The sequence below is a fragment of the Priestia sp. P5_B4 genome, assembly GCF_056400385.1.
The window spans coordinates 1-709 of the sequence record NZ_JBFULJ010001360.1 but is presented as its reverse complement, the minus strand read 5'-3'; the positions used below and the strand labels follow the sequence as shown (position 1 = coordinate 709).

Below are 709 nucleotides of genomic sequence, written 5' to 3'. Positions count from 1 at the left end.
ATATATGATGCATCTCTCACTCCTTTCTATTAGTTAATTGTATTATAATACATAATTAATCAAAATACTACAAATATTCAGAAAATAATTCAAAATGCATAGTTTTTTGTCATTTTCTGAAATATACGCACAAAGCGAGATTGAGATATAACAAAATCAATACAATACAATCTAAAGACGAGTAAACTGAGTAAATGATCTAGTATGAGTCGTTTGGTTACACTGCTGGTGATTTCCGTGCAAGGCTACGCTTTCCGCAGGCGGCCGATGAGCCTCCTCGTCGCTTGCGCTCCTGYGGGGTCTCAYCTRTTCCGCTTTTCTCGCGGGAGTCTCCGCCTTTCCTTCCAATCAACAGCTAGAAGCAACTCTAAACATAACCTATATTCACCGTACTAATGAAAAGATCCGAACGGTGAAACGTTCGGATCTTCCTTCAACTAAAATACGTTTGCCCCAGCCTCTTTTTAATTAATGCAGTTTATGGTTATTAGGCATCTGAGGAGAGGCAGTAGCTTTTGCAAAACTTGTGATCATTTGCTGCATATCTTCTTTTGCAAGCTGCGGCACTTGATAATAATGGTGTTTATTTTGATAAAGAGAAATTTCATAAGCCATTTCAATCCAATTAGGAACACTGTCTCCGAATATTCGGCGAACAACAGGATTTGTTATTTCTAAAGCGGTCATGGTTAAAAGAGATGCTTGAGAC

General features: G+C 38.2%; 1 protein-coding gene. It reads right to left on the bottom strand.

Features of this window, described 5'->3' with window-relative positions; translation table 11 throughout:
• Positions 1-468: 468 nt before the first annotated feature.
• A partial coding sequence (locus AC1DRF_RS30985; RefSeq protein WP_477742699.1) for a spore coat protein occupies positions 469-709 on the bottom strand: 241 nt, incomplete at its 5' end.